This window comes from Martelella radicis, assembly GCF_014196625.1.
GTDB lineage: Bacteria > Pseudomonadota > Alphaproteobacteria > Rhizobiales > Rhizobiaceae > Martelella > Martelella radicis.
Genome location: NZ_JACIDZ010000012.1, coordinates 1 through 19,845 on the forward strand (window position 1 = coordinate 1; position 19,845 = coordinate 19,845).

Sequence of the window (19,845 nt, forward strand, 5' to 3'; positions counted from 1 at the left end):
ACGAAAAATCCTAACCCTTGCAAACGCAATGCTAAGAGATCAGACCATGTACAAACCAGCCTGAACAGGTACAAAACAATACAGTTGCCAGGGCCGTATGGCAAGGCCATCGCAGGCTGCGTTGCTGATTGCTGAGTCTTCGTCCTGCGGCCCTGGATCCCGGCTCAAGGCCGGGATGACGGCGGTGCGGGGATGGGGCGTTGGCAGCGTTGCGGTCCAAATATCCGCCGAAAAATGACAACACCCCGAAAGCGACCGCTTTCGGGGTGTCGTTTGTTCTGCTTGCGTAAGCGCCTCAGTTGAAATTCAGGCTCGGCGGATCATCGAGATTGAGGCCGTCGCCGTTCGAACCGCCGTCCGGATTGTCGCCGAAGTCGGGGAGCGCGAAGGGATCGCTCGTACCGCCGTCTCCGCCGCCGAAATCGAGGTTGAACGGATCGTCGACGCTGCCGCCGAAGGAGGGCATCTCGATCGTCACCGAATCGGGATCAACCGTCACGACCTCGTCCTTGTAGTGGGTGACGAGCTTCGGGAAGAAGATCACCGCCAGGATGGCGAGGAACTGGATCACGATATAGGGGATGATGCCCTTGTAGATCTGCAGCGTGCGCACGCCCTGCATGATCCGCCCCGTGCCCTTGTCCGTCCACTCGCCTGCCGGCGTGACCGAGCGCAGGTAGAACAGCGAGAAGCCGAAGGGCGGCGTCAGGAACGAGGTCTGCAGGTTAAGGCCCAGGATGATGCCGAACCAGATCAGATCGATCCCCAGCGCCTGCGCCGGCGCCACCAGAAGCGGCACCATGATGAAGGCAATCTCGAAGAAATCGAGGAAGCAGCCGAGGATGAAGACGATGATGGTGACGACGATCAGGAAGCCGTATTCGCCGCCCGGCAGGCCCGTCAGCAGTTCCTCGATCCAGACATTGCCGTTGATGCCGTAGAAGGTGAGGCTGAAGACGCGCGCGCCCATCAGGATCATCATCACGAAGGCGGAAAGCTTGGTCGTGCTGTCGAGGGCGTTCTTCAGCGACTTCAGGTCGAGCCGGCCCTTTGCGAGCGCCAGGATGAGTGCGCCGGTGGCGCCCATGGCGCCGCCTTCCGTCGGCGTCGCGATACCGAGGAAGATCGTGCCGAGCACGAGAAAGATCAGCGCCAGCGGCGGAACCAGGACAATGATCACCTGCTGGCTGAGCCGCGACAGGAGATTGAGCTTCATCCGGTCGTTGGCAATTGCCACCAGATAGACGATGACGACGCCGAAGACCATGGCCGCGACAAGCCGCCAGGCATCGCCGAGCCCGGTGAACAGGACATGATAGCCGAGGAAATAGAGCGCGACGGCAACCGCGATCATGACGAAGAGCGAGATGACGCCGCTGCCAAGCGTGCGTGCGGCCGCCGGCATGGCGGGTGCCGCCTTGGGGCGGACCATCGTGACGATGAAGACGTAGAGGCAGTAGGCGGCAATCACCATCAGCGAGGGATAGAGCGCGCCGACATACATGTCGCCGACCGAGCGGCCGAGCTGGTCGGCCATGACGATCAGCACGAGAGAGGGCGGGACGATCTGCGCCAGCGTGCCGGACGCGGCGATCGTGCCGGTGGCAAAGGAGCGGTCGTAACTGTAGCGCAGCATGACCGGCAGCGAGATCAGGCCCATGGCCATCACCGAGGCGGCAACGACGCCGGTGGTGGCGCCAAGAAGCGCGCCGACAAGCACCACGGCATAGGCAACGCCGCCGCGCACGGGGCCGAACAGCTGGCCGATCGTGTCCAGCAGGTCCTCGGCCATGCGCGAGCGCTCGAGGATGATCCCCATGAAGGTGAAGAATGGCACCGCCAGCAGCGTCTCGTTCGACATGATGCCGCCGAAGAAGCGGTCGGGGTGGGATTGCAGCAGCGGCCAGAACAGGGTGATCTCGGGCGAGATCGAGGAAAACTCGACGCCGAGCACGAAAAAGGCGAGCCCGCCGGCGGCGAGCGTGAAGGCGACGGGATAGCCCAGCAGCAGCATCGCCATCACGGTGATGAACATGATGGGGGCGAGGTTATGCGCGATCAGATTAATCATTCGGCATGTCCTCGGTCATCATGTGGGCGGCATTGCCGGCGTCCGAATAAAGCGCATCGTCTTCCTTGAGATGTCCGGAGAGAACGGCCGCGCGCTTGATGATTTCCGAAAAGGCCTGCAGCAGGAGCAGGATGAAGCCGATCAGAATGAAGGATTTCGCCGGCCAGAGGATCAGCCCGCCGGCATTGGTCGAATGCTCGCCGCTTGCAAAGGAGCGCCAGAACCATGGCCAGGCCAGATAGATCATCATCCCGGCAAAGGGCACGAGGAAGATGATATGCAGCACCAGGTCGATCCAGTCGCGGGTGCGTTTGCTCCACGATGAGGACAGAATGTCGATACGGATATGCTCGTTCTTCAAGAGCGCATAGGCGGCCGCCAGCATGAAGACGGCGCCGTAGAGATACCATTGCAGTTCCAGCATGGCGTTGGACGAAAGCGAGAAGAGCTTTCGGCTCACCGCATTGCCGGCGCTGACGAGGACTGCCACAAGGAGCAGCCAGGACACCGAATGTCCGATGAATTCATTCAGCCTGTCGATCGTACGGCTTATTGTTATCAGTGGTTTCATTGGGGCCTCCAAACCGTCCGACCTCCATAGTGGAAGTTGTCAAGGTCACGCAACATGCCTTTGGTACAATATGGGATGAAAACGGCCCTCATTTTGTATTTTTCCGTCGGTTCCGGCCGGTCGGACGGAAATGAATTTCTTTTCGGCGCGTTTCGCCTCCGCCAGGATGCCGCCGCATTGTTGCCCGCAGCGCGCCAGATGTGGTAATCGGAAAAAGGATCGGGACATATGTCCGGAAAATGGCTGGTGCCGGAGGCCGGCAACGCCGGACTGACAGGAGGGATTGATGCAGAATGTTGATACGGGCGCCACGAAGCCCGCGGACGAGATGGACTATGCGGAGCACGCGAACACCTACAAGCTTTTCCTGAACGGCGCCAAATACGGCACGGTCATCATCGGGGCGCTTCTGGTGGCCATGGCCGCAGGGCTTGTCGGTCCGTTCGGATTTATCAGCAGCTTGATCATTTTCATTCTCATCAGCGCGATCGGTCTTTATATTCTTCGCTGAGCGTCCGTCCGGACGTATCTTTTCCTTGAAACGCGGCATGACAGACGCATTGCTGCGGACCTCTGTCGCGCGTTTCGATCTGTCTTTGGGAGACAAGCTTGAGCAAGACATTATTTGTGCCGAAAGAGACGGCCTTCGCGGAAACGCGGGTGGCGGCCTCGCCCGACACAGTGAAAAAACTGAAAGCGCTTGGCCTTGATATCGTTATAGAGACCGGCGCAGGCTTTGCCTCGGGGATCGATGACGATGCCTTCAGGGATGCCGGCGCTGAAATCGCGGGCCTCGATGCCGCCGCCAATGCCGACGTGGTCTTCAAGGTCCGTCGGCCGGAACCCCACGAGTATGAAGCCTACAAGAGCGGCGCGATCGTCATTGCGATGATGGACCCCTACGGCAATGAGGAGGCGCTTGCCGCCATGGCCGGGAAGGGGATCTCGACCATTGCCATGGAACTGATGCCGCGCATTACCCGCGCCCAGTCGATGGACGTCCTGTCCTCGCAGGCGAACCTTGCCGGATACCAGGCGGTCATCGAGGCGGCGGCCGTGTTCGACCGCGCCATGCCGATGATGATGACGGCGGCGGGCACCGTTCCTGCCGCGCGCGTCTTCGTCATGGGCGCCGGCGTCGCCGGGCTTCAGGCCATCGCGACCGCGCGCCGGCTTGGCGCCGTGGTCTCGGCGACCGACGTCCGTCCCGCGGCCAAGGAACAGGTCGCCTCGCTCGGCGCGAAGTTCATCGCCGTCGAGGATGACGAGTTCAAGGCGGCCGAGACCGCCGGCGGCTACGCCAAGGAAATGTCGGACGAATACAAGGCCAAGCAGGCTGAACTGGTGGCCGCCCACATCGCCAAGCAGGATGTCGTCATCACCACCGCGCTGATCCCGGGTCGTCCCGCGCCGCGGCTCGTCACCCGTGAGATGCTGTCGGCGATGAAGCTCGGTTCGGTCGCCGTCGATCTCGCTGTCGAGCGCGGCGGCAATATCGAGGGCGCGGAAGCGGGCAAGGTCGCCACCGTCGAAGGGGTTTCGGTCATCGGCTACGTCAACCTGCCGGGCCGGATCGCGGCCTCCGCATCGCTGCTCTATGCCAAGAACCTGCTCACCTTCTTCCAGACGCTGGTCGACAAGGAGAGCGGCGCAATCAACATCAACCGGGAGGACGAACTCGTCGCCGCCACGCTTCTGACGCATGAAGGCGCGGTCGTTCATCCGAAATTCGGCGGCGCTGCCGCCGGGGGAGAGGCCTGATGGCTTTTGAAGATGTCACCAACTCCATCAACGAGGCCATGACCTCGCTGGAGCAGGCCAAGACCGCGCTCGGCAATTTCGAGGACGGCTCGCTGGCAGCCCTTGCCCACGGGGCAACGGGCGGCGCGATCGATCCCTTCGTCTTCCAGCTGGCGATCTTCGTGCTCGCCGTCTTTGTCGGCTATTACGTCGTCTGGTCGGTCACGCCCGCGCTGCACACGCCGCTGATGGCCGTTACCAACGCCATTTCCTCGGTCATTGTCGTCGGCGCGCTCCTGGCCGTCGGCCTTTCAGCGAGCGGTCTTGCAACCGGCTTCGGCTTCGTAGCGCTCATTCTCGTCGCTATCAATATCTTCGGCGGATTTCTTGTCACCCAGCGCATGCTGGCGATGTACAAGAAAAAGGAAAAGTAAGGCGGTTCGAACATGTCAGTCAATTTCGCAGCCTTGCTGTTCCTCGTATCAGCGGTTCTCTTCATTCTCGCGCTGCGCGGCCTGTCGCATCCCTCGACCAGCCGCAAGGGCAATATCTACGGCATGGTCGGTATGGCGATCGCCATCGGCACGACCCTGCTTCTGGCGCAGCCCGGTTTTTCGGCGCTGGTCTTCATCGTGCTGGCCCTGGCGATCGGCGGCGGCATCGGCGCCTATATCGCCCGCACCATTCCGATGACGGCGATGCCGCAGCTGGTGGCGGGCTTCCACTCGCTCGTCGGCCTGGCGGCCGTTCTGGTGGCTGCCGCCGCGCTCTATTCGCCGGAAAGCTTCAATATCGGCGTGCCGGATGACATTCATCTGCGCGCCCTGATCGAGCTTGCCATCGGCGCGGCTATCGGCGCGATCACTTTCACCGGGTCGATCATCGCCTTCCTGAAACTCGATGGTCGCATGTCCGGCAAGCCGATCATGCTGCCCGGCCGTCACGCGATCAATATCGCGCTTCTCGTGGCTCTCGTGGTCTTCGTGGTGTCGCTTTCGGCAACGGCGAGCCCGATTCATTTCTGGCTGATCGTCATCATAGCTCTCGTACTCGGCGTTCTCATCATCGTCCCGATCGGCGGCGCAGACATGCCGGTCGTGGTCTCGATGCTGAATTCCTATTCGGGTTGGGCGGCTGCCGGCATCGGCTTCACGCTCGGCAACATGGCGCTGATCGTGACCGGGGCGCTTGTGGGGTCGTCGGGTGCGATCCTGTCCTACATTATGTGCAAGGGCATGAATCGCTCGTTCATCTCGGTCATTCTCGGCGGCTTTGGCGGCGAGACGGCATCTTCGGGCGGCGGCGACCAGGTCGAGCGCAATGTGAAGACCGGCTCCGCCGACGATGCCGCCTTCCTGATGGAAAACGCCTCCAAGGTGATCATCGTGCCTGGCTACGGCATGGCGGTCGCCCAGGCCCAGCACGCGCTCAGGGAACTGGCCGATCTGCTGAAGGAGAAGGGCGTCGAGGTCAAATACGCCATTCATCCGGTTGCCGGCCGCATGCCGGGCCATATGAATGTGCTGCTCGCCGAAGCCAATGTCCCCTATGACGAGGTGTTCGAGCTGGAAGACATCAACTCCGAATTCGCCCAGGCCGATGTGGCCTATGTGATCGGCGCGAACGATGTCACCAACCCGGCCGCCCGCGACGACAAGACCTCGCCGATCTACGGCATGCCGATCCTCGACGTTGACAAGGCCAAGACCTGCCTGTTCGTCAAGCGCTCGCTCGGCTCCGGCTATGCCGGTATCGACAACGAGCTGTTCTACAAGGACGGCACGATGATGCTGCTCGGCGACGCCAAGAAGATGACCGAGGACATCGTCAAGGCGATGGACTGATCGGTCCAAACTGCGTTCCGACGCCCCGGTCTTGCAGAAGTCCGGGGCGTTTTCGTTTTCGCGGGCGCCCCGAAGCCCACGGAACCTCCCCATGCGCTCCGGCGTTCAACTCAGACGATTGATCATGAGGAAACTGCCGTGATGCTTGTCCGCCCGCTCTTTGTGTATCCGTTTCTCATTGTCGCGGGTCTTGCGACGATGAGCATGGATATGCCCGACAATCCGCCTGTGCCGGAACAGCGACCGGACGATCTTGCGACTGAAGCGCAGAGTGAGGCAGCGGAGCCCGCGGCGACGGCAACGGACGAAGAGGTGACGGAACAGGCCGCGCCCGAGGATCCGGCTCCACCGATGGAGGAGGCAGGCGAATTCGCCCGCTGCACGGCGGCCCTGACGGCGCTTGGCGTCGAATACGAGGTTCTGGAGACGATCGATGATCCCGGCCAGTGCGGGGTGGGGCGGCCGATCAAGGTCACCAGGGCGCTTGAAGGCGTGCCGCTCGAGCCGGCCGGCACGATGCGCTGCAAGACGGCGCTCTCGCTCGCCAATTGGCTGTCATCCTATGTCGGGCCGTCCGCCGAGATTGCGTTCGGCGCCGGTACGAAGCTGACGGAAGTGCGTCAGGCCTCCACCTATGTCTGCCGCAACCGCAACAGTCGCTCCGACGGCAAGATTTCCGAACATGCCAAGGGCAATGCCGTCGATATCCGCTCGTTGACCTTCTCCAACGGCAAGACCATCGACATGGTGCCGCGCAAGGAGGATGGCAGCTTCACCGGCGCCTTCCAGCGCACGGCAAGCGCGTCTGCATGCCTGTTCTTCTCGACGGTGCTCTCGCCCGGCAGTGATGCGACCCATCAGGACCATATGCATCTCGACGTCATCGAGCGCAGCCGGGGCTATCGCTACTGCCGGTGATGTTTTGCTGCGGGCTTACGCTGCGACCCAGCGTCTTGCCTCGTCGATGGCTTCGGGCTGAAACAGCTTCACCTTGGCCGGTATCAGCACGCCGAACATGTGGGCGATGCGCGCCAGAGCGTGATCGCCGGTGACGAAGGCGATCCGCTCGAAATCGAAGAAATGGCCAAGGCCGAACTTGGTGTCATCCCACATCGCCCTCGCCTCGACGCCCTCAAGATCATCGCTCGTGGCGATCAGACAGCGGATCTTGCCCTTGCCAAGGCGGCTTTCCAGCGCCGGGATGAGGATTGTCTCATAGTCCTCGGCCGTGACCTTGCCGCTCATGGTCCAGCCGACGATATTTGCGGGCAGGTCGTTCATCATTCTGATCATGGCACGTCTCCGGATTGAAAGACGCGACACAAACGCAATTTTGTGGCGAAATAACGCCGTCGCGGCTTGCTTCAATCCGGATCGACCCGTCGATTCAATATATTAGGGCGTCCTTTGTGCGTCCGAACGGACGCACGGCGCTCCAAGAGGCGTCCGCGCCTATTGTTCAAGCCAGGTGACGGCAGCGTCCTGCTGTTCGGGCTCGAACACCTTCACGTCCGCGTGAAACAGCATGCCGAACATCTGCACGGCCTGGGTGAAGCCGCGATTGTTGCTGACGATGGCGATGCTCTTGAAGTTCAGTGGTTCCGACCGGCGGAAGGGCTGGCCGCCGCCTGCAGAGCCGATATCGGAGCCTGCGAAGTCCGTTGCGGTCACCAGAAGCAGCCGCAGGCCACCTTCGGTGGAACTTTGTTCCTCCAGCGCGGGCAGCAACACATTCTGGTAGTCATTGGCGCTCAGCGCATTGTGGACGGTGAAGCCGATGATATTTTCCGGCAGGTCTTCGATCTTCTCGAGCATATAAGGCCTCCATTTTGCGTTTGTTTTAACGCGCCCGGCGCGGCAAGGCCAGTGAAAGAAGTTTGATCAATGCGTGCGGGGAGCTTCGGCCTGCCAAACGTCGCGCGATAAAACATGAGTGTGATAGTCATATTTATACTTTACCTTTTTTGTCATGTTTTATAGTGTCCTCCTGTCATCATCAAAACGGCAAGCGCCGGGAGGACGAAAATGGCGAAGAAAAACAAGCGGAAGGCCGGCAAGAGCCAGTCGAATGCCTATAACAGCGACGTTGCGCTCGTCGCCGATGCGCCTGAGGGGCTCAATGGTCGCAGTTTCCTTTATGTCGGTGGGCGGGACTGCCAGGTTGCCCATTTACGCGCGGTGGCGGACGATTTCGGCGCCGAACTGATCCATCATGACGGCGGGCTTCGCGAGGCGGTCTCGCGCATCGACAGGGTGCTGCCCTCGGTCGACTGTGTCTTCTGTCCGATCGACTGTATCAGCCATGATGCCTGCGTGCGCGTCAAAAGCGGCTGCAAGAAGTTCAAGAAGGCCTTCATTCCGCTGCGCAACGGCTCCAAATCCTCGCTGGAGCGGGCGCTTCAGACCATGAGCGAGCGCAATTCGTGATCAGCGGCGTTCTTGATGGTCGGGCGGTCGGCCTGATCGGGCTGCACCCGTGGCGAGGCTGCGGTTGTGTCACGATCAAAGGCGCAAGCCTGGCGAAACCGGGCGCCGCCGCCATCCTTCCCTTTGCCCCGCGAAAAGCCAGAAGACCGCCGCCCGGCGGCAAAAGCCCGGCCGAGGTGATTGACCTCGCCCGCCGGCGCAACCACATGCTATCTGCAAGACAAACCGCCTGAGGTGCCCCATGTATGTCGCGATGAACCGCTTCAAGATTGCCATCGGATCCGAGGATGAATTCGAAGCCGTATGGAAAGGGCGCGATTCGCGTCTTTCCGAGCTCCCGGGTTTCATCTCCTTCCATCTCCTCAAGGGCAAGACGTTTGAGGATGAGGGCTACACGCTTTATGCTTCCCACACCCTGTGGGAGAATGAGGAGGCGTTCACGGCGTGGACGAAATCCGAGCAGTTCCGTGATGCCCACAAGAACGCCGGCGAGCGCAAGGTGAATTATCTGGGCCATCCGGAATTCGAAGGGTTCAACAGCGTTGAGGGAGCCTGAATGGCCGATCCTGCCGACATTGCCGTATTGCCGGTCCTGCCGTCGCTCGATCTCGCCGAGACCAAGGCATTCTACACGGAAAAACTCGGCCTCTCCGAAGTCGTGCACGAGGATGGGACCTATCTCATCCTCAGGCGGCCTGGCATCGAACTGCATTTCTGGCTGACGGACGACCGCGGGCTTTGCGAGAACACCTCGATCTATATCCGCGGCGGCGGGATTGATGCGCTTCACGCCGAGTTCTCGATGCGCGGCATCGTGCATGAGCGCGGCTTCGAGGTGCGCGAATGGAACATGAAGGAATTCTACGTTTACGATCCGCACGGCAATCTGCTGCGGTTCGGGCGCATTCCGGGCGAGGAAGCGGAATAACCTTCGGGCTTCAGCCCTTGCGCGCGGGCATCAGGGCGGCAAGGGCGACCAGCAGCCAGCTTGCAATCACCGAGGTGCCGCCGATGGGGGCGGCCATGGGGAAGAAGCCGAAACCCAGATAGGCGCGCGCCACGAGGTCTCCGGCAAACATCACCGTTCCGAAAATCATCAGAATACCAGCGGCAAGAGCGGCTGCCGTGCGCATGGAAAGCAGGGCAAGGCCGATCAGCGCCGGTCCGTTGGCAAGGCAGACGAGGGCTGCGGAAAGCAGCACCGCGCTGTCGCCGTGATAGGAGGCTGCCGCGAGCATGATGCCTGCGGCCCCCGTGAGGCCGGCGAAGAACAGCAATATCCGGGCGGGGAGCGTCAGGGCGGTCATGGATCAGGCCTTGTTTTGCATGTGATAGGCGAGCTTTTCCACCGGCGGCAGGATGATTGCCCTCAGCTTCATGTCGGGCACGGTCTCTTCCAGCGCGCGGCGAAAGCACAACAGCCACTCGTCGCGCTCCTCCGGTCCGATCGGTGCTGGCATGTGGCGCATGCGAAGCCGGGGATGGCCGTGTTTTTCCACGTAGACCGGCGGTCCGCCGAGATAGCCTGTCAGATAGTCGCGGAACTTTGCCTCCGACCCCGAAAGATCCTCCGGGGGGATCGCCCGGCAATGGGCGGCTTCCGGGAGCGTGTCCATCAGTTCGTAGAAGCGGTGCGTCAGGCGCTCGACCGTGTCGGCCCCGCCAATGGCCTCATAGAGGCTGATCGTTTCTTTCGCGTCCATCGTTCGTCCGGCCGGCTCATTGCGTGTGAGCCCTGATGTAACCATTTCAGGCGGCGATGCAATGCAGCGAGACCCCTTTTTCGGTCAGCACCGCGCGTTGAGCCTCGTCCAGCTCGTCGCCCGTCAGCACGGCGGAGAAAGTCTCGAGGCCGGTGAGGAAGTGCAGGCCGGGGCGACCGAACTTCGTATGGTCGGCCAGAAGCACGCGGCGTTCCGCGCCCTTGACGATCAGCCGCTTGGTCTGGACCACTTCCGGATCCTGGTGAAAGGCCTCGCCCTCATAGATCGCCGAGGCCGAGATGAAGCTGATATCGGCGCGCAAACCGCGCAACGCGTCTTCGGTCAAAAGCCCGAAGAAGCCGTTGAACTTGCGGCTGTACTGGCCTCCGAGCGCCATCAGTTCGATGCCCGCCACGCCGGCGAGTTCCGAAATAACACTCAGATTGTTAGATATCACAGTCAACGGCAGGCGCTGCGGCAGATGCGTCGCGAGGTTCGCCGCTGTCGAGGAATCGTCGATCATCAGCGTCATGCCCGGCTCGATGAATGCGGCGGCTGCCGCAGCGATGCGAGCCTTCTCGCCGGCCGCGATCTTCTGGCGATAGCGGAAATCGGCCTGGAACATCGCCGAGGACTGAACCGAAGCTCCGCCGCGCACCTTGCGCAGTTGGCCTGAGGCCTCCAGTTCATCGAGATCACGATGCACCGTCATCTTCGAGATGCGGAAGCGCTGGCTCAATTCCTCCACGCTTGCAGCGCCGCGTTCCATCAGCAGCGCCATCATCGCCGCGCGTCTTTCGTCCGCTTTCAAAATCTTCTCCTCAGCCGGATGTTGTCGCCATTTTGATATAACACCAAGTATGGCGGTATATATCACATATAGAAACGATTAAAATAACATATAATATGATAATTATAAAATAATCTTGTGATTTCGTATTCCCGCATTATCATTCTCCCACAATAAAGCCTTGTGCCGCTGAAGCGGCTTGACGCTTGGCAATCACATTCGAACCTGCGTCGGCTATGGCGTTGGTCAGGCAACAGGAGAATTTGTTATGGCCCGGGTTACCTTGAGGCAATTGCTCGATCACGCCGCCGAATACGGCTATGGCGTGCCCGCCTACAATATCAACAATATGGAGCAGGGGCTGGCGATCATGGCGGCCGCCCAGAAGACCTCCTCGCCGGTGATCATCCAGGCAAGCCGCGGCGCGCGCGCTTACGCCAATGACCTGATCCTGGCGAAGCTGATCGACGGGCTGGCCGAACTCTATCCCGACATTCCCCTCGTCATGCATCTCGACCACGGCAATTCCGAGCCGACCTGCATGACCGCGATCCAGTACGGCTTCACCTCGGTGATGATGGATGGTTCGTTGAAGGCCGACGGCAAGACCCCGGCCGATTACGACTACAACGCCGGCGTGACGAAGCGTGTGTGCGACTTCTCGCATTGGGCCGGCGTTTCGGTCGAGGGCGAAATCGGCGTTCTCGGTTCGCTGGAAACGGGCGAGGGCGAGAAAGAAGACGGCCACGGCTTCGAGGGCAAGCTCGACCACGACCAGCTTCTGACCGATCCGGACCAGGCCGTCCAGTTCGTCAAGGATACGCAGGTCGACGCACTCGCCGTTGCCATGGGCACCAGCCACGGCGCCTACAAGTTCACCCGCAAGCCGGATGGCGAAGTGCTGGCGATGAACGTGATCGAGGAGATCCACCGCCGCCTGCCGGATACGCATCTCGTCATGCACGGCTCGTCCTCGGTGCCGGAGGATCTGCAGGAGATCATCAACAAGTATGGCGGCGAGATGAAGCCGACCTGGGGCGTGCCGGTGGAGGAGATCCAGCGCGGCATCAAGCACGGCGTTCGCAAGGTCAATATCGACACCGACAACCGCATGGCCATGACCGGCGCGATCCGCAAGGTCTTTGCCGAAAACCCGTCGGAGTTCGACCCGCGCAAATATCTCAAACCCGCCATGGAAGCGATGACCAAGCTTTGCATCGAGCGTTTCGAGGCATTCGGCACGGCCGGTCACGCGGAAAAGATCAAGCCGATCCCGCTGTCGGACATGGCCAAGCGCTACGCCGACGGCTCGCTGGCGCCGAAGATCGGCTGATCAGAGGTCGAAGACTGCCAACAAGTCGCCGCCTTTGGCGGCGGCTTCAGTTTGTTGACAAAGCATGTTTCAGATGCAAGCGCCTGCTCCCAATTCTCCGTCACCCCGGCCTTGAGCCGGGGTCCAGGGCCACAAAAACACCATTTGCCACAGTGCCTTAAGCGCGATGGTCCTCATTATTTGGCCCTGGATGCCGGCTCAAGGCCGGCATGACGGATGAGGGTGAGGCGCAGTCTGTCAGCAGCCTGACGCCGCCGCCCTTTGCAACAGCCTTTGCCGCTTCCAGGTCTCGCCATCGAAAAACCGGCCCTCAGTGGATCCCCTTGGTCAGTCCCTGCACGAAATAGCGGTTCAAAAACAGGATCACGACCACGATCGGGATGGTGGAGAAATGCGCCAGCGCGCCGAGCGTGCCCCAGGTGATGTCCTTGGTGCCATAGGCGGACAGAAGCGCGACCGAGAGCGGCTTTGATTCCAGCCGGGTCAGGAACATCGGGTAGAGGAAGTCATTCCAGGAAAACATCAGGCAGAACAGGACGCAGGCGATGATGCCGGCGCGAACGGCGGGCAGCGCCACCTTGAAAAAGGCGCCGAACTGGCTGCAGCCATCGGTCAGCGCCGCCTCTTCCAGCTCCGGAGGAAGCCCGCGAAAATAGGAAAACATCAGCCATGTGACGAAGGCCGAATTCAGCATCGAGTTGATCAGCACCACCGACATCCAGCTTCCGAGCAGGCCGATATCGCGCATCATCAGATAAAACGGAATGAGCGCCGCGACCGAGGGGATCATCCGGATCGCCATCAGGAAATAGGCGATGCCCATGGCATAGCGGCTTTTCGAGCGCGCCAGCGCATAGCCTGCCGGAACGCCAAGCGCCAGCGACAGGACCACGGAGCCCGCGGCGATCAGCACACTCGAACGCAAGAGGCTCCAGACATCGAACAGCCGGAAGATCGTGCGGAACTGGTCGAGCGTGGGCGAAAAGCCGAAGGTCGGCGGGATCGAGAAGATCGCGCTGGAGGGCTTGTAGGCCGTGGTCGCGAGCCACAGGAAGGGCGCCAGGAAAAACACCAGCATGATGATGAGAAAGGCGCGGCGACCCGCCTGAAACCAGAGCTTTGCCGTCATTTTCCGTTCGCCTTCTTGTCCGCGTGGCGGATCATCATCACGAAGCCCGCCGCAATCACCGCGATGATCAGCAGCGTCAGATTGGCAATCGCCGAGGCGCGGCCGATATTGAAGAATTCAAGTCCCTGCTTCACGGCGTGCAGCATCAGCGTGTTGGTGGCATTGCCCGGCCCGCCGCCGGTTGCCACATAGACCGTGTCGAACACGCGGAAGGCATCGACGGTGCGCAGGATCAGCGCCAGCAGCACCGCCGGCAGCATCAGCGGGATGACGATGATCCTAAGCTTCTGCAGGCCCGTCGCGCCGTCGACGGAGGCGGCTTCGAGGATGTCGGACGGCAGGGCCTTCAGGCCTGCGAGCAGGATCAGCGCCACCAGCGGCGTCCATTCCCACACATCGATGAAGATCAGGGTCGCAAGCGCGGCGTGCTGGTCGGCAAGAAGGCCGCGCGGGTCCGTCAGCCCCCATTCGGCGAGAAAATAGCCGATCATGCCGTAGTCGGCGGCAAGCAGTCCCTTGAAGATGAGGCCGACAACCAGAGGCGTGATGGTGACGGGAATGAGGATCAACGCCAGCGCGAAACGGTTGAAACGGTCATCGCGCCACAGCGCCAGCGCCAGCATGAAGCCGAGCAGCAGTTCAAAGAACACCGCGCCGACGGTGAAGATCGCGGTGTTGATCAGCGCCTGCCGGCTCACCGGATCGGTGATGATCTCGACATAATTGTCGAGCCCGGCGAATTTCGTCCGCTGCGGGCGGATCAGATTGTAGTCGTAAAGGCTGTACCAGATGCCCTGCGCCAGCGGCCATATGCCGACGACCAGAACATAGGCGACCACGGGAACGGCCATGACGACGAGAAACAGCTTTCGCCGGGTGGCGAAGGGCATGCCCCTGGGTTCGACAAGTTCAATGCCCGGATGATCTGCGATCGCACTCACGGCGCGTCTCTCCGATTTCATAATCCATGCGAGAGCCGGACCGCCCGGCATTGCGACAGGCGGTCCGGGAAATGCGGTATCCGATCAGAACAGGTCTTCGGCCTGCGCCTGTGCGGCGTCGAGCGCTTCCTTCGGATCGGCATCGCCGACGAGGACGGAGTTGACGGCCGTGCCAAGGAAATCCTGGATCTGCGGATATTCCGGAATGCGCGGACGATAATCATAATTGCCGTTCTCGAAGGTTTCGGCAAGCACCGGCAGGAACGGGAATTTCGCCATCAGGTCCGGATCGGTCATCTCGCTCTTGCGCAGGAAGCTTCCGGCGCCCATGAGGTTGAATTCCTTGTGGATCTCGGGGCTGGTCAGCCATTTGATGAAGGCCCAGGCGGCTTCCTGCTCTTCCGGCGAGACGTCGGCGTTGATCGCCATGCCCCAGCCGCCAATGCCGTAGCTCGGCGCCATGTCGCCCGAATGCGGCGCGGTGGTGATGGCGACGTCGTCAACGACCTTGGAGATTTCCGGATTGTAATAGCCCGGCGCGCCAACCGACCAGGTCTGCATCAGGGCTGCGACGCCCTGGCGGAAGCTTTCCTCGCGGCCGCCCCAGTCATAGCCGGCAGCGCCGGGAGGGGCCGCCTCGCGGAACAGATCGCGATAGACCTTGAGGCTTTCCACATTGGCATCGGAGTTGAGCGTCGGCATGCCGTCCTCGCCCATGATCGAGCCGCCCATCTCGCTGTTGTATTGCATCCAGTCCTGGGCGCTGGCCGGGCCCTTCTGGCCATTGGCGACAAAGCCGTAGAGACCGGCGTCGGGATCGGTCAGCTTTTCGGCGGCGGCGACGAATTCTTCCATCGTCGTCGGCGCTTCGAGCCCCGCTGCATCCAGCCGGGTCTTGTTATAGGCCAGCACATTGGCATAACCGGCGAAGGGGAAGGCGACCTGCTGGCCTTCGTAATTGCCGAGACCCATCATCAAATTGGGGTAGATGTCATCGACATCGATCTCGTCGGCGTCGCGTTCGATCAGTTCGGAAAGCTCGACCGAATAGCCGTTCTCGGCATATTCGCCGGCCCAGACGATGTCCATGGTGACGAGGTCGTAGCCCTCGGTATCGCCGATATAATCGGCGGTGGTCTTGGTCAGAAGCGAGCCGTAATCGAGGATGTCGACCTTGACGGTGGCACCGGTCTCTTCTTCGAATTTCGGCGCCAACTCGGCGATCACCGGCGCGAACTGGTCATTCTGCGAGGCGATGGTGAGTGTGATACCCGAAAAGGGCTTGTCCTGCGCAAGGGCGGTCGAGCCCATCAGGCAGGCGAGAAGCCCTGCCGTCGCGAGTTTTGCGGCGTCTGCGTTTTTCATACTGTTCCCCTTTATATCATGCATCTGTTGTTCTCATGAATGTCATGATCGATAAGCACTATACATCAAACAAAAACGCACTCAAGCGCACTTGACAAAAAAAGGATTCAGGGAAAAAATCACAAAAAAGAACATAATCGCCCAAAAATCAGACAATTCCGGCCGGATTTGCCTTGATTTTGAGCAAACGCCTGATCGGGAACCAGAATGCAGTGCCTATCCGACCTATCGCCGTCTTTTTCCGGCGGCCTTGAGCAGCGACTCGAACAGCTTGCCGCCCGTGCTACATGGGAGATGGAGTGTATCGAGGCCGAGGCGCCGGTGTGGTTGAAGAAGCCGGCAGACGCGGCTCATTATAATGTCGTGATCGTTGGGGCAGGGCTGAACGGCCTTTCTGCCGCCTTTGCGCTCAGGCGTCGCGGCATAGAGGGTGTTCTGGTCATCGATCAGGCCGCAGCCGGGCGCGAGGGGCCGTGGATCACGTCCGCGCGGATGAAGACATTGCGCTCGCCGAAGACGCTGGCCGGTCCTGATTTCGGCATTCCGAGCCTCAGCCCGCGGGCCTGGTATGAAGCCGTCTATGGCGCCGAGACCTTTGCCGGGCTTGAGAAGATCGGTCGCGAGGACTGGATGCGCTACATGCTCTGGTTCCGCCAGGCGAGCGGCGTGACGGTTCATAACGAAACCCGGCTTGAGGCCGTGGCCGAAGCGGAAGAGGGCGTGCGCCTGACGATTTCGGGCAATGCGGGGCTTCCCGGCGAGATCACCTGCCGCCGGCTGATCATGGCCAATGGCATGGATGGCTGCGGCGGGCCATATGTGCCGGAGAATGTCGCCGCACTTCCCAAGGCATTCTGGACGCATAGCGGCGAAGAGGCCGATGACGGTCATCTTAAGGGCAAGGATGTGGTCGTTCTCGGCTCGGCCACCTCCAGCTTCGACTGGGCCGTGACCGCGCTTGAGGCGGGCGCGCGCCGCGTGACCATGGTCGCCCGCGCAAAGGAACTTGCCTGCACCGAGGTGCTCGCATGGACCAATTTCCCCGGCTATCTCGGCACCTTTGCTGAATTGCCGGATGTAGAGAAATGGCGCTTTTCGCGGCATTATTATGATCTGAAGGTGCCGCCGACGCAGGACCAGTATGACCGCGCCACGTCCTATCCGAATTTCACGATGGAGCTTGGCAGCGGCATAAATGCGCTTGCCGTCGAGGACGGCCGCATCCGCGCCGAGACGAAGAATGGCTCGCTGATGGCCGATCATATTCTGCTGGGCACCGGCTACAGCGTCGATTTTTCCATGCGGCCGGAGCTTCTCCCCCTTGAGGGGCGTTTTGCCCATTGGCGCGACCGTTTCATACCGCCTGAAGGCGAGGAATGCCCGCCGGTCTTGCAGGCGCCCTATCTTGGGCGCACATTCGAACTGACGCCGATGGATGAGGCGCGCGACCGGTGGATCTCGCGCATCCACATGTTCAATGGCGGCGCGGTGCCGAGCCTCGGGCCGGTTTCAAACGGCATCACCGGGGTCAAATACGGCATTGCCCGCATCGCCGACGGCATGACGCGGGCCTTTTTCCTGGAAGACGCCGCGCGCTTCCGGGAAGAGCTTGCCGGCTATCGCGAACAGCATTTCAATCCGCGCGGAAGGGTCTCGGCCTGATAGGGCCGGGGAGGACAACATGACGACACCGCTGACACTCGATGCCGTGCTGGCCAAGGCCCAGACGCGCAGTTTCGAATTTCCCTACATGCTCGCCAATCACGTGCCGATGGTGCTGATCGCGCTCGATCGCCTTGGCGCCACGCCTGAGCGGCTCGACGAATGGTACGAGACCTATCGTGACGCCCATGCCGTGCCGCCGATCGCCGCCCCCGTCGCGCCGATCAATCCCGGCAACTGGCAGGAAGCGCTCGGCGACCGCGCCCGCGAGGCGGATTATCGCGGCTTTTTCGTCGGCGAGGTGCAGCGCCTCGGCATCGACAAGGCAATCCGCGCCTATCTCCCGGCGATGACGCTGGGGATTGCCGGAAGCGCGACGCATCCGCTGATGCGGCTTGCCTATGGCGTGTTGAAGAATGACGCCCGCGAGGTCGGCCACGCGCTTGGCTATTGGGCGGCGACCTATCTGCCGCTGCCGGGGCCGGGCAGGTTCGAAGCTGACACGGATGATCCGGCGGAGGTGCTCGCCGGCATCGCCGAGATCGAGGGCATCCGCGATTACGAGACGGAGACCGATCTGCTCTGGCACAACATCCGCGCTGTCGGCGCGCTTCCGGGGTTTGCCCCGGTGATCGATCGGCTGCGGTTTCACGACAACACGGTGCGGCGGATGACCGAGGTGTCGCTTGTTGCCTTCGCCTTCACGCTGGATTTCTCCGCGCTGCACGCGCTCACCGGCATGCACTGGATGCGCCTTATCACCCCGCATGTGGATGAGGACAAGGTCGAGCCGCTTTACCGCGCCTTCTGGCAGGTGATTGCCGCGCTCATTCCCAAGATCGGCTTTCCGGTCTTTCCAACGGCAGACCAGGTGCAGGAAATGCGCGAACGCGATGCCCCCGAATGGCCGGAGATCAAGGCGGCGGCCATTGCCTCCTATGACGAGCACGACGTCAGCTTGGCCTTCTCGGCTTCGGAAGAGCAGAAAGCATGGGGCGGCGACCGGCTCTACCGCGTTGCCGCCGCCCGCCGTCTTCGCCTGATCGACTGAGGCCTGATCGACTGAGGAAAGCCATTGCCTGCACATATCGCCGTTGAGAATATCCGCAATCACCGGGGTGAGCGCGTCACGCTCCTGGTTCGGGAGGGGCTTGTCGCCGGATTTGCGTCGGAAGGGACGGTTGATGTTCCCGATACGGCCGAGCGCTTCGACGGCGGCGGAAAGATGATCCTGCCGGGGCTTGTCGACGGGCATATCCATCTCGACAAGACGTTGATCGGCCTTCCCTTCATTCCGCATATTCCGGGCGAGACGGTAGCCAAACGGATTGCCGCCGAGCGCGAACTGCGCCGCACGGTCGCGCTTCCCGTGAGTGCGCGCGGCGGGGCGCTGATCGAGAAGATCGCCGCACTGGGAACGGTCGCCGTCAGAAGCCATGTCGATATCGACACCGAGATCGGGCTGAAGGGGCTCGAACAGGTGCTGTCGCTGAGAGAGAGCCACGGCCATCTGATCGAGATCGAGATCGTCGCCTTTCCCCAATCCGGCATTATCCGTGATCCGGGCACGGCAGAGCTGCTGCACGAGGCTGTCGCGGCTGGCGCTGACCTTGTCGGCGGGCTGGATCCGGCCGGCATCGACAAAGATATCGAGGGTCATCTCAATGCCGTGTTTGCCGTTGCCGAGAGGCACAATGTCGGCGTCGACCTGCATCTTCATGACGGCGGCACGCTTGGCGCTTTCGAACTGCGCCAGATTGCCGAGCGCACGATCGCGCTGTCGCTTCAGGGCCGGGTGGCCGTCAGTCATGCCTTCTGCCTTGGCGAGCTTGATGAAGCAGACTTCGGCAGGACGGCGGCGCTTCTGGCGCGCGCCGGCGTGTCGATCATGACCAACGGCCCGGGTCCCGTGCCGATGCCGCCGGTCAAGCGGCTGGCAGAAGCCGGCGTGCGCGTTTTCTGCGGCTCCGACAATATCCGCGATGCCTGGTCGCCCTTCGGCAATGGCGATCTGATCGAGCGCGCAGGCATCATCTGCGACCGGCAAGATTTCCGCGCCGATGATGATCTTGAGCGGGCCTTTGAGCTGGTGACCGAGGCGTCAGGCGCGATGCTCGGTCGGGCCGACCCGCTTTCCCCCGGCGCGCCTGCCGATTTCATTCTGGTCGATTGCGGCAGCATTGCCGAGACCCTGGCCGAGCGCCCCGTGCGCCGCACCGTCTTCAAGGCCGGTCGCAGGATCGCCGAAGCCGGGCGGCTGGTGTAGTTC

The 19,845-nt window shown here is 61.6% G+C and carries 22 protein-coding genes; 12 read left to right on the plus strand and 10 right to left on the minus strand.

Annotated elements, in window-relative coordinates; all coding sequences use genetic code 11:
* Positions 1 to 295: 295 nt before the first annotated feature.
* On the minus strand, positions 296 to 2,071 hold the full coding sequence (locus GGR30_RS16400; RefSeq protein ID WP_183488322.1) for a TRAP transporter large permease: 1,776 nt from the start codon (positions 2,069 to 2,071) through the stop codon (positions 296 to 298).
* Entirely contained in the window at positions 2,064 to 2,642 is a 579-nt protein-coding gene (locus tag GGR30_RS16405; protein WP_246413977.1) for a TRAP transporter small permease subunit, read from the minus strand. Before GGR30_RS16405 ends, GGR30_RS16400 begins: the two co-directional genes overlap by 8 nt.
* Positions 2,643 to 2,928: 286 nt before the next feature.
* Here GGR30_RS16405 and GGR30_RS16410 point away from each other — a divergent pair, with 286 nt between their 5' ends.
* The 5 genes from GGR30_RS16410 to GGR30_RS16430 all read left to right on the plus strand — a co-directional run bounded on the left by GGR30_RS16410 (position 2,929) and on the right by GGR30_RS16430 (position 7,144).
* The gene (locus GGR30_RS16410) at positions 2,929 to 3,153 is read left to right on the plus strand and encodes an aa3-type cytochrome c oxidase subunit IV (RefSeq protein WP_183488324.1); all 225 of its coding nucleotides are present in this window, start codon (positions 2,929 to 2,931) and stop codon (positions 3,151 to 3,153) included.
* 98 nt (positions 3,154 to 3,251) lie between these two features.
* Positions 3,252 to 4,403 carry a Re/Si-specific NAD(P)(+) transhydrogenase subunit alpha gene (locus GGR30_RS16415; protein ID WP_183488326.1) on the plus strand — a complete coding sequence of 384 codons (1,152 nt, stop codon included), beginning with the start codon at positions 3,252 to 3,254 and terminating at the stop codon, positions 4,401 to 4,403.
* Positions 4,404 to 4,441: 38 nt separating this feature from the next.
* Positions 4,442 to 4,816, plus strand: a complete 375-nt coding sequence (locus GGR30_RS16420) for a proton-translocating transhydrogenase family protein (RefSeq protein WP_425488364.1) — start codon at positions 4,442 to 4,444, stop codon at positions 4,814 to 4,816.
* Between the two features lie 12 nt (positions 4,817 to 4,828).
* Positions 4,829 to 6,226, plus strand: coding sequence for an NAD(P)(+) transhydrogenase (Re/Si-specific) subunit beta (locus tag GGR30_RS16425; RefSeq protein WP_183488330.1), 1,398 nt, complete (start codon positions 4,829 to 4,831; stop codon positions 6,224 to 6,226).
* Between the two features lie 141 nt (positions 6,227 to 6,367).
* Positions 6,368 to 7,144 carry an extensin-like domain-containing protein gene (locus GGR30_RS16430; RefSeq protein WP_183488660.1) on the plus strand — a complete coding sequence of 259 codons (777 nt, stop codon included), beginning with the start codon at positions 6,368 to 6,370 and terminating at the stop codon, positions 7,142 to 7,144.
* A 15-nt stretch (positions 7,145 to 7,159) separates the two neighbouring features.
* Here the strand turns inward: GGR30_RS16430 and GGR30_RS16435 are convergent, their stop codons facing one another.
* Positions 7,160 to 7,519 carry a SpoIIAA family protein gene (locus GGR30_RS16435; protein ID WP_183488332.1) on the minus strand — a complete coding sequence of 120 codons (360 nt, stop codon included), beginning with the start codon at positions 7,517 to 7,519 and terminating at the stop codon, positions 7,160 to 7,162.
* Between the two features lie 159 nt (positions 7,520 to 7,678).
* A complete protein-coding gene (locus tag GGR30_RS16440) occupies positions 7,679 to 8,041 on the minus strand; it encodes a SpoIIAA family protein (RefSeq protein WP_183488335.1) in 363 nt (120 codons plus the stop codon).
* Between the two features lie 210 nt (positions 8,042 to 8,251).
* Here GGR30_RS16440 and GGR30_RS16445 point away from each other — a divergent pair, with 210 nt between their 5' ends.
* The 3 genes from GGR30_RS16445 (at position 8,252) to GGR30_RS16455 (ending at position 9,581) form a co-directional block, all read left to right on the plus strand.
* Positions 8,252 to 8,653, plus strand: a complete 402-nt coding sequence (locus tag GGR30_RS16445; protein ID WP_183488337.1) for a DUF2325 domain-containing protein — start codon at positions 8,252 to 8,254, stop codon at positions 8,651 to 8,653.
* A 241-nt stretch (positions 8,654 to 8,894) separates the two neighbouring features.
* Positions 8,895 to 9,209 (plus strand): heme-degrading protein HmuQ, encoded by a 315-nt coding sequence (gene hmuQ / locus GGR30_RS16450; RefSeq protein ID WP_183488339.1) that lies wholly within the window; start codon positions 8,895 to 8,897, stop codon positions 9,207 to 9,209.
* Positions 9,210 to 9,581 (plus strand): bleomycin resistance protein, encoded by a 372-nt coding sequence (locus GGR30_RS16455; protein ID WP_183488341.1) that lies wholly within the window; start codon positions 9,210 to 9,212, stop codon positions 9,579 to 9,581.
* Between the two features lie 10 nt (positions 9,582 to 9,591).
* On the opposite strand, the gene GGR30_RS16460 is transcribed toward GGR30_RS16455, so the two are convergent.
* From GGR30_RS16460 to GGR30_RS16470, 3 genes are read right to left on the minus strand one after another with little or no spacing between them, the layout of a single operon-like run.
* Positions 9,592 to 9,960, minus strand: a complete 369-nt coding sequence (locus GGR30_RS16460) for a DUF423 domain-containing protein (RefSeq protein ID WP_183488343.1) — start codon at positions 9,958 to 9,960, stop codon at positions 9,592 to 9,594.
* A 3-nt stretch (positions 9,961 to 9,963) separates the two neighbouring features.
* Positions 9,964 to 10,356 (minus strand): group II truncated hemoglobin, encoded by a 393-nt coding sequence (locus GGR30_RS16465; RefSeq protein ID WP_183488345.1) that lies wholly within the window; start codon positions 10,354 to 10,356, stop codon positions 9,964 to 9,966.
* 46 nt (positions 10,357 to 10,402) lie between these two features.
* The gene (locus GGR30_RS16470) at positions 10,403 to 11,167 is read right to left on the minus strand and encodes a DeoR/GlpR family DNA-binding transcription regulator (protein WP_183488347.1); all 765 of its coding nucleotides are present in this window, start codon (positions 11,165 to 11,167) and stop codon (positions 10,403 to 10,405) included.
* 247 nt (positions 11,168 to 11,414) lie between these two features.
* Here GGR30_RS16470 and fba point away from each other — a divergent pair, with 247 nt between their 5' ends.
* The gene (gene fba, locus GGR30_RS16475; RefSeq protein WP_183488349.1) at positions 11,415 to 12,479 is read left to right on the plus strand and encodes a class II fructose-bisphosphate aldolase; all 1,065 of its coding nucleotides are present in this window, start codon (positions 11,415 to 11,417) and stop codon (positions 12,477 to 12,479) included.
* Between the two features lie 310 nt (positions 12,480 to 12,789).
* Here fba and GGR30_RS16480 read toward each other — a convergent pair whose 3' ends face one another.
* The 3 genes from GGR30_RS16480 to GGR30_RS16490 form a co-directional block, all read right to left on the minus strand.
* A complete protein-coding gene (locus GGR30_RS16480) occupies positions 12,790 to 13,608 on the minus strand; it encodes a carbohydrate ABC transporter permease (RefSeq protein WP_183488351.1) in 819 nt (272 codons plus the stop codon).
* The gene (locus tag GGR30_RS16485) at positions 13,605 to 14,498 is read right to left on the minus strand and encodes a carbohydrate ABC transporter permease (RefSeq protein WP_183488663.1); all 894 of its coding nucleotides are present in this window, start codon (positions 14,496 to 14,498) and stop codon (positions 13,605 to 13,607) included. Before GGR30_RS16485 ends, GGR30_RS16480 begins: the two co-directional genes overlap by 4 nt.
* Positions 14,499 to 14,633: 135 nt before the next feature.
* The gene (locus tag GGR30_RS16490; RefSeq protein WP_183488353.1) at positions 14,634 to 15,914 is read right to left on the minus strand and encodes an ABC transporter substrate-binding protein; all 1,281 of its coding nucleotides are present in this window, start codon (positions 15,912 to 15,914) and stop codon (positions 14,634 to 14,636) included.
* A 207-nt stretch (positions 15,915 to 16,121) separates the two neighbouring features.
* Between GGR30_RS16490 and GGR30_RS16495 the strand changes: the two genes are divergently transcribed.
* Genes GGR30_RS16495 through GGR30_RS16505 form a run of 3 tightly spaced genes read left to right on the plus strand, consistent with a single transcriptional unit; the run spans position 16,122 to position 19,842 of the window.
* Positions 16,122 to 17,576 carry an NAD(P)-binding domain-containing protein gene (locus GGR30_RS16495; protein WP_183488355.1) on the plus strand — a complete coding sequence of 485 codons (1,455 nt, stop codon included), beginning with the start codon at positions 16,122 to 16,124 and terminating at the stop codon, positions 17,574 to 17,576.
* A 19-nt stretch (positions 17,577 to 17,595) separates the two neighbouring features.
* Complete coding sequence (locus GGR30_RS16500) at positions 17,596 to 18,627, plus strand: questin oxidase family protein (protein WP_183488357.1); 1,032 nt, start codon at positions 17,596 to 17,598, stop codon at positions 18,625 to 18,627.
* A gap of 24 nt (positions 18,628 to 18,651) precedes the next feature.
* On the plus strand, positions 18,652 to 19,842 hold the full coding sequence (locus GGR30_RS16505) for an amidohydrolase (protein WP_183488359.1): 1,191 nt from the start codon (positions 18,652 to 18,654) through the stop codon (positions 19,840 to 19,842).
* Positions 19,843 to 19,845 lie beyond the last annotated feature (3 nt).

Excerpts from the sequence above, each read along its gene's own strand:
- GGR30_RS16425 (WP_183488330.1), top strand. The coding sequence starts at position 4,829 with ATGTCAGTCAATTTCGCAGCCTTGCTGTTCCTCGTATCAGCGGTTCTC.
- GGR30_RS16430 (WP_183488660.1), top strand. The coding sequence starts at position 6,368 with ATGCTTGTCCGCCCGCTCTTTGTGTATCCGTTTCTCATTGTCGCGGGT.
- GGR30_RS16410 (WP_183488324.1), top strand. The coding sequence starts at position 2,929 with ATGCAGAATGTTGATACGGGCGCCACGAAGCCCGCGGACGAGATGGAC.
- GGR30_RS16420 (WP_425488364.1), top strand. The coding sequence starts at position 4,442 with ATGACCTCGCTGGAGCAGGCCAAGACCGCGCTCGGCAATTTCGAGGAC.
- GGR30_RS16440 (WP_183488335.1), bottom strand. The coding sequence starts at position 8,041 with ATGCTCGAGAAGATCGAAGACCTGCCGGAAAATATCATCGGCTTCACC.
- GGR30_RS16445 (WP_183488337.1), top strand. The coding sequence starts at position 8,252 with ATGGCGAAGAAAAACAAGCGGAAGGCCGGCAAGAGCCAGTCGAATGCC.
- GGR30_RS16455 (WP_183488341.1), top strand. The coding sequence starts at position 9,210 with ATGGCCGATCCTGCCGACATTGCCGTATTGCCGGTCCTGCCGTCGCTC.
- GGR30_RS16500 (WP_183488357.1), top strand. The coding sequence starts at position 17,596 with ATGACGACACCGCTGACACTCGATGCCGTGCTGGCCAAGGCCCAGACG.
- GGR30_RS16400 (WP_183488322.1), bottom strand. The coding sequence starts at position 2,071 with ATGATTAATCTGATCGCGCATAACCTCGCCCCCATCATGTTCATCACC.
- GGR30_RS16465 (WP_183488345.1), bottom strand. The coding sequence starts at position 10,356 with ATGGACGCGAAAGAAACGATCAGCCTCTATGAGGCCATTGGCGGGGCC.
- GGR30_RS16490 (WP_183488353.1), bottom strand. The coding sequence starts at position 15,914 with ATGAAAAACGCAGACGCCGCAAAACTCGCGACGGCAGGGCTTCTCGCC.
- GGR30_RS16480 (WP_183488351.1), bottom strand. The coding sequence starts at position 13,608 with ATGACGGCAAAGCTCTGGTTTCAGGCGGGTCGCCGCGCCTTTCTCATC.
- GGR30_RS16460 (WP_183488343.1), bottom strand. The coding sequence starts at position 9,960 with ATGACCGCCCTGACGCTCCCCGCCCGGATATTGCTGTTCTTCGCCGGC.
- GGR30_RS16485 (WP_183488663.1), bottom strand. The coding sequence starts at position 14,498 with ATGCCCTTCGCCACCCGGCGAAAGCTGTTTCTCGTCGTCATGGCCGTT.
- hmuQ (WP_183488339.1), top strand. The coding sequence starts at position 8,895 with ATGTATGTCGCGATGAACCGCTTCAAGATTGCCATCGGATCCGAGGAT.
- GGR30_RS16435 (WP_183488332.1), bottom strand. The coding sequence starts at position 7,519 with ATGATCAGAATGATGAACGACCTGCCCGCAAATATCGTCGGCTGGACC.
- fba (WP_183488349.1), top strand. The coding sequence starts at position 11,415 with ATGGCCCGGGTTACCTTGAGGCAATTGCTCGATCACGCCGCCGAATAC.
- GGR30_RS16495 (WP_183488355.1), top strand. The coding sequence starts at position 16,122 with ATGCAGTGCCTATCCGACCTATCGCCGTCTTTTTCCGGCGGCCTTGAG.
- GGR30_RS16405 (WP_246413977.1), bottom strand. The coding sequence starts at position 2,642 with ATGAAACCACTGATAACAATAAGCCGTACGATCGACAGGCTGAATGAA.